The sequence below is a fragment of the Parvibaculum sp. genome (assembly GCF_040882025.1).
Classification (GTDB): Bacteria; Pseudomonadota; Alphaproteobacteria; order Parvibaculales; family Parvibaculaceae; genus Parvibaculum.
Genome location: NZ_JBBECC010000070.1, coordinates 1 through 5475, shown reverse-complemented (window position 1 = coordinate 5475; position 5475 = coordinate 1). Strand labels below are relative to the sequence as shown.

6 protein-coding genes are annotated in these 5475 nt (G+C 64.3%); 5 read left to right on the top strand and 1 reads right to left on the bottom strand.

Going from position 1 to position 5475, the window contains the following annotated elements:
• The 3 genes from WEB61_RS04530 to WEB61_RS04520 all read left to right on the top strand — a co-directional run.
• Positions 1-245 (top strand): hypothetical protein (locus WEB61_RS04530; RefSeq protein WP_368063137.1); only part of this gene is annotated, 245 nt, incomplete at its 5' end.
• Between the two features lie 162 nt (positions 246-407).
• Entirely contained in the window at positions 408-2054 is a 1647-nt protein-coding gene (locus tag WEB61_RS04525) for a choline dehydrogenase (protein ID WP_368063136.1), read from the top strand.
• Between the two features lie 216 nt (positions 2055-2270).
• Entirely contained in the window at positions 2271-2651 is a 381-nt protein-coding gene (locus tag WEB61_RS04520) for a hypothetical protein (RefSeq protein WP_368063135.1), read from the top strand.
• On the opposite strand, the gene WEB61_RS04515 is transcribed toward WEB61_RS04520, so the two are convergent.
• Positions 2648-3319: a PAS domain-containing protein gene (locus WEB61_RS04515; RefSeq protein ID WP_368063134.1), complete on the bottom strand. Its 672-nt coding sequence runs from the start codon at positions 3317-3319 to the stop codon at positions 2648-2650. The genes WEB61_RS04520 and WEB61_RS04515 overlap by 4 nt on opposite strands.
• A gap of 489 nt (positions 3320-3808) precedes the next feature.
• Between WEB61_RS04515 and WEB61_RS04510 the strand changes: the two genes are divergently transcribed.
• Together WEB61_RS04510 and WEB61_RS04505 are read left to right on the top strand one after the other, a co-directional pair.
• A complete protein-coding gene (locus WEB61_RS04510; protein WP_368063133.1) occupies positions 3809-4735 on the top strand; it encodes a hypothetical protein in 927 nt (308 codons plus the stop codon).
• 233 nt (positions 4736-4968) lie between these two features.
• Positions 4969-5475 (top strand): SDR family NAD(P)-dependent oxidoreductase (locus tag WEB61_RS04505; RefSeq protein WP_368063132.1); only part of this gene is annotated, 507 nt, incomplete at its 3' end.

The following is a 5475-nucleotide window of genomic DNA, read 5'->3' as shown; positions in this document are numbered from 1 at the left end:
GGCGCCAGAAAGCGGCCCTTGGCTTCGAAGGCCACGCGCTTGTGCTTGCGGCGTTCTTCGTGCTCGACGTCGTCGGATTCCATACTGCTCAGCCCGGATTGTCCCAGAACCGGCTGGGCGCGGAGAGCGCCAGCCTTTCCGGGAACAGGATAGCCCTGACACGGTTAACGAAATTCTACCGAAGCCGCATCGCAAAACGAATATTTTTCCCGTTCCGGCAAAGGTTTGCCCGGCAAAACATGTAAATTGACGCTTGCGTCAGCTTCGGCGATTCCCGACAATCGCCTCAAATTCCGATCAATCAGGGAATCGGGGCCAGATGCGGCCGGAGCCGGGCATGGCGGACCTTGCGGTCCCGCGCGGCGGCGCGTATGGCAAAACCAATCCAACGGGCGGGAACCAGTTTCATGAGCGACTTCGACTTCATCATTATCGGCGCCGGCAGCGCGGGCTGCGTTCTGGCCAACCGCTTGTCCGAAAACCCGGCAAACAAGGTATTGCTGCTGGAGGCGGGGTCGAAGGACAAGAACTTCATGATTCACATGCCGGCCGGCGTCGGCAAGCTGATCGGCACCGAGCTTGCCAACTGGTACTACTACACCGAAGGCCAGCCTTTCCTGAACAACCGCAAGCTTTTCTGGCCGCGCGGCAAGGTGCTCGGCGGTTCTTCCTCCATCAACGGCATGATCTATATTCGCGGCCACGCGCGCGACTACGACATGTGGCGCCAGCTCGGCCTCGAAGGCTGGGGCTTTGCCGATGTGCTTCCCTATTTCCGCCGCGCCGAGGGCAACGAGAACGGCAACAGCGCCTTCCATGGCGGCGACGGCCCGCTCGGCGTCTCCAATCCGCGCAAGACAAATGTCCTCTTCGAGGCGTTCGTCGAGGCCGGCAAGCAGGCCGGTCATCCCTATACGGATGATTTCAACGGCCCGCAGCAGGAAGGCGTCGGTCCCTATCAGCTCACCATCAAGAACGGCCAGCGCTGCAGCGCCGCCAAGGGGTATCTCACGCCTGTGCTCGATCGTCCGAACCTGACCGTCGAGGTCGAGGCGCTGACCTCGCGCATTCTCTTCGAGGGCAAGAAGGCCGTCGGCGTCGAATACACGCAGAAGGGCGAGACGAAAACCGTGCGCGCGAGCCGCGAAATCGTGCTTTCGGGCGGCGCCGTCAACTCGCCGCAGGTGCTGATGCTGTCCGGCATCGGCAAGGGCGACTATCTCCGCAAGTTCGGCATCGATGTCGTCGCCGATCTGCCGGGCGTCGGGCGGAACCTGCAGGACCATCTCGACAGCGTCGTGCTCAACGAATGCACGCAGCCGATCACGCTGCACAGCCAGGTCAGCAATCCGCTGAAGCAGATCATGACCGGCATGCAATACACCTTCTTCAAGTCGGGATTGGCGACCTCGAACGGTCTCGAGAGCGGCGCCTTCCTCAAGACGCGGCCGGAACTCGAAATCCCCGACATCCAGCTTCATTTCGTCGCCGCGATGATGCGCGATCATGCGCGCGTCAAGTCCGACCGGCACGGCTTCACCGTTCACATCTGCCAGCTTCGGCCCGAAAGCCGCGGCTTTGTGGCGCTGAAGTCGACCAACCCGGCCGATCACGCGCTGATCCAGCCCAATTATCTCGAAGCCGAATACGATCGCCGGGTGATGCGCGACGGCGTCAAGATGGTGCGCAACATCATCGCCCAGCGCGCGATGGATCCCTACCGGGGCCCGGAATTCTGGCCCGGCGCCGGCACGCAGACCGATGCCGATATCGACGCCTGGATCCGCGAAACCGCGGAGACGATCTATCATCCGGTCGGCACGGCCAAGATGGGATCGGATCCGATGGCGGTGGTCGACACCAAATGTCGTGTTCACGGGCTGCAGGGCTTGCGCGTCGTCGATGCGTCCGTCATGCCGACGCTGGTCGGCGGCAACACCAACGCGCCGACCATCATGATCGCCGAAAAGATCTCCGACGACATGCTCGGCAAGGCCCCGATGGCGCCTGAAAATGTGACCATCGCCGAAGACCGGGTCGGCCACGCCGCCTGATCCTCTGCTGACGGACGAAAAGAAAGCCGGTGTCGAAGGACACCGGCTTTTTCTTTGAAGTGTCTTTCTTCCCACCCTCCCCCTGAGGAAGGGTGGAACGGAAGCGCGACGATGCGCTACCCATACATCCCCGTATAGCGATCAAACGGCCATGGCGCTTCCGGCGGCGGCGGGTTGCGACGAAACTGGCGCATTCATTCCTGCCGGAGAAATGCAATGACACCCGCCCGCAACCGCATCGCAAGAATATTGATGAGCCTGCTCGGCCTCTCCGCTGTCGGCGCCTTTGCGGGCGCTGCCGCGACGATCGGCGATTTCGCGCCGGATCGCGTCGGCGTCGAGATATGGCGGATGCTCGGCTATCTCGTTTTTGCCGGGCTTTTCGTTTTGCTGGGATTTTTTCCGCGCCGCCTGCCGGGCCTGTGGGAACTGGTCTTCTTCCACAAGGCGGGCAAGGTTCTGTTGTTGCTTTTCGTCTTCGAGGCCGCCGATCCCTGGCTGACCATCATTGTCGACAGTGTGCTCTCGGTGGTCACGCTTTTCTGCTATTGGCTCGCGCAGGGCTGGCGGGCATGGATGGCCGAGGGAAACGCCTAGCCGCGTTCCTCGCTGCGGCTCAGCGCGTCCTTCACCAGCCGCAGATAGGAGCGTTCGCTGCGGAGCGGCGCGCCTTGCGGCATGCGCTTGCCGATATGGGCCACCGCGACGGGCGGCTTTTCGGCGGCGAGCCGGCGGGCGGCCGTCTGGGCGGCCGGTTCGCGCTTGGGCATGCGTTCCGGGTCGAGGCGGCGGAGGCGATCGATCCACTGGCGCGCCAGCAGGCTGTCGCCGACCCAGCTTTGCCGGTCGACGGGAACGGCTGCGCCGAGCACGCGCGACAGCGTGCCGTCTTCATGCGTCAGCGGCAGCAGCACCATTTCGAAAGTCGTCTCGCGGCCGTCCGTGGTCGCGGCGGTATATTCGACAACCGTGACGCCGGCATTGCCGGTCACGTCTTCCAGCGCGTCCTTGATGGTCTCGGCGCAATCGTCGCCCCACATCGAGAGCATGTTGTGGCCGCGAAATTCCATGCCGTAGACGCTGCAAAGGCCGGTGCCGGCCAGGCGGAAGCGATAGGTGTCGCGATCCTTGCGTTCGAGAATGAACACGTAAGGCAGGATGGCGCGCATGTCGCCGGGTTCGATCTCGTTGCGGCGCGGCGCCGGACGGCCGGCGCGCATCGCGTTCCAGTAGTCGAACAGCGCTTGTGTGGTCTTGTGCTTCATCGCCTTCATCCCTCGCCTCGGCGTCATGTCCGCCTGGCGGGGGATGCCCCTCATGCCCAAACGGATGTTAGCCCATTCAAAACGGCTCGTCCCGTTTCGGGTTTCGCCGTCGCCGTCCGGTCCCGTTTTGGCGTTCCGTACCGATCCGGTACGGGATGACGCGCCATTTGGGGCGGACAGGGATGAGGGAGCAGAAACCGTGCCAGACGTTAACAGCGGCGGGACGACGGCAGGACCGGGGCCGGTTCCGGGCCGATTCATCCATATAAAACAGAGGCTTGCGGCGGGCGTTACCGGGCAGGCCGGTGCCGGAAAGATTAACGGGGGTGTCCGGTTTTGTGCCGGTGAGGCGTGGCCGGGCCTTTGCGTTAACGGTTTGTCGGGCGTGACTGCCGCGTTTTGGCATCCGGCATGGCTTCTGCATCGGCCGGTCCGAGTACCCCGTTAAGACGCAGGCCAACGAGCCCCCCGAGGGCCGGGAGTGTCAGGATGAAGCAGATGAAGTTTACCCTTTCCAGCCGCGGGCTGGTTCTGAGCGGAATGGCGCTGGCCGCCGCTCTTCTTTTCGCCCCGATGGGCGCAACGCCGGCCTATGCCGGCAGCAGCTGCGGCACGTGCGGCGGTGGCGGCTATACGCCGCCCAAGCCGAGCGGCGGCAGCAACTACAACAAGAACTACAACCAGAACTACAACAAGAATTACAACCAGAACTCCAACAAGAACACCAATACGAATACCAATACCAATACCAATACCAATACGAACACCAACAACGTCAACGTCGAGGTGCACGTCAACGCCGCCGCGCAGGCGAGCGCCACGGCAACCGCCTTCGCCAGTGCCAATGCGGCGGCCGACAGTGCCTCGCAGGCGATGGATCGCGGCAGCGCGGTTGCCATCGGCAATGGCAGCGGCGGCGGTTTCGGCGGTGGCGGTGGCGGATATTTCGCGGCTGCGGCGCCGGCGGCGCCGATGGGTTCGCTCAACGTCATCGTGCGCGAGAAGCATGTGACGAAGCCGGTCAAGGCGATCTGCGTCAGCGCCAAGGGTCTTGAAGAGGCCGCGCGCCTGAGTTCGGCCGTTACCGAGGTGACGCCCGGCCAGGATGTCGAACTCTTCCATTGCGTGGCCGGCGACATGCTGGTCTCGACGATCGGCCGCATGGCCGGTGCCGATGGCAACACGCCCGACTATGTCGGCGGTTATGTCATCGAATGCCGTCCGGGCGAGGCGCTGCATCACGGCTCCAACGGCATGCTTGCCTGCGTGCCGCAGCGTGCGCCGTCGATGACGCGCATCCCGCAGCAGACGCGCATGGCCTATGCCGAAGTGCTGATCCGCAAGAGCAGCCGCCACGATCAGGTTTCGTCCAGCGATGGCGGCGGCGGTTTCTTCACCGGCGGCGTCGGTTACTGAAACAAGGAGAGCGGGGCGCGCGCGGCTTCATCCCCGCGGCCCGCATGTCTCCGGGGCGAACGGGGAGAGCGAAAGCTCTCCCCGTTTTCGTTTTGTGAAAGACGGGCCGTTGCGGCTTTGTTGCGGGTTGCCGTTCCGGATGCCACAGTCGCGCATCGCACCGGCAACCAATGGTCCCGCGCCGGCTCCGGCCGGTTGAAATCGTGTGGACCGGATCGTATCGGGAGGTCCGCTTGCGTCTCCACGGGAAGACAGCGCTTGTAACGGGTGCCGCGCGCGGCATCGGGCGCGCAATCGCCGGCGCCTTCGTGGCCGAGGGCGCGGCGGTCTGGCTGACCGATATCGACGACGCGGCGGGGGAGGCGGCCGCCGCCGCGCTGGGATCGTCGGCGCATTACGCGCATCTCGACGTCCGCGAGGAGGCGGAATGGCAACGCGTCCTCGAACGGGTCGTTGCCGCGCATGGCCGGCTCGACGTCCTGGTCAACAATGCCGGCATCACCGGCCTTGGAGCGAGCGCCGCTCCTCACGATCCGGAGCATGCGAGCCTCGCGGACTGGCACGCGGTCCACGCGGTCAATCTCGACGGCGTCTTCCTCGGCTGCAAGCACGCCATCCGGGTCATGCGCCCGGCCGGTACCGGCTCCATCATCAATCTCTCGTCCCGCTCCGGCATGGTCGGCATCCCCGGGGCCGCCGCCTATGCCTCGTCGAAGGCGGCGGTGCGCAATCATTCGAAG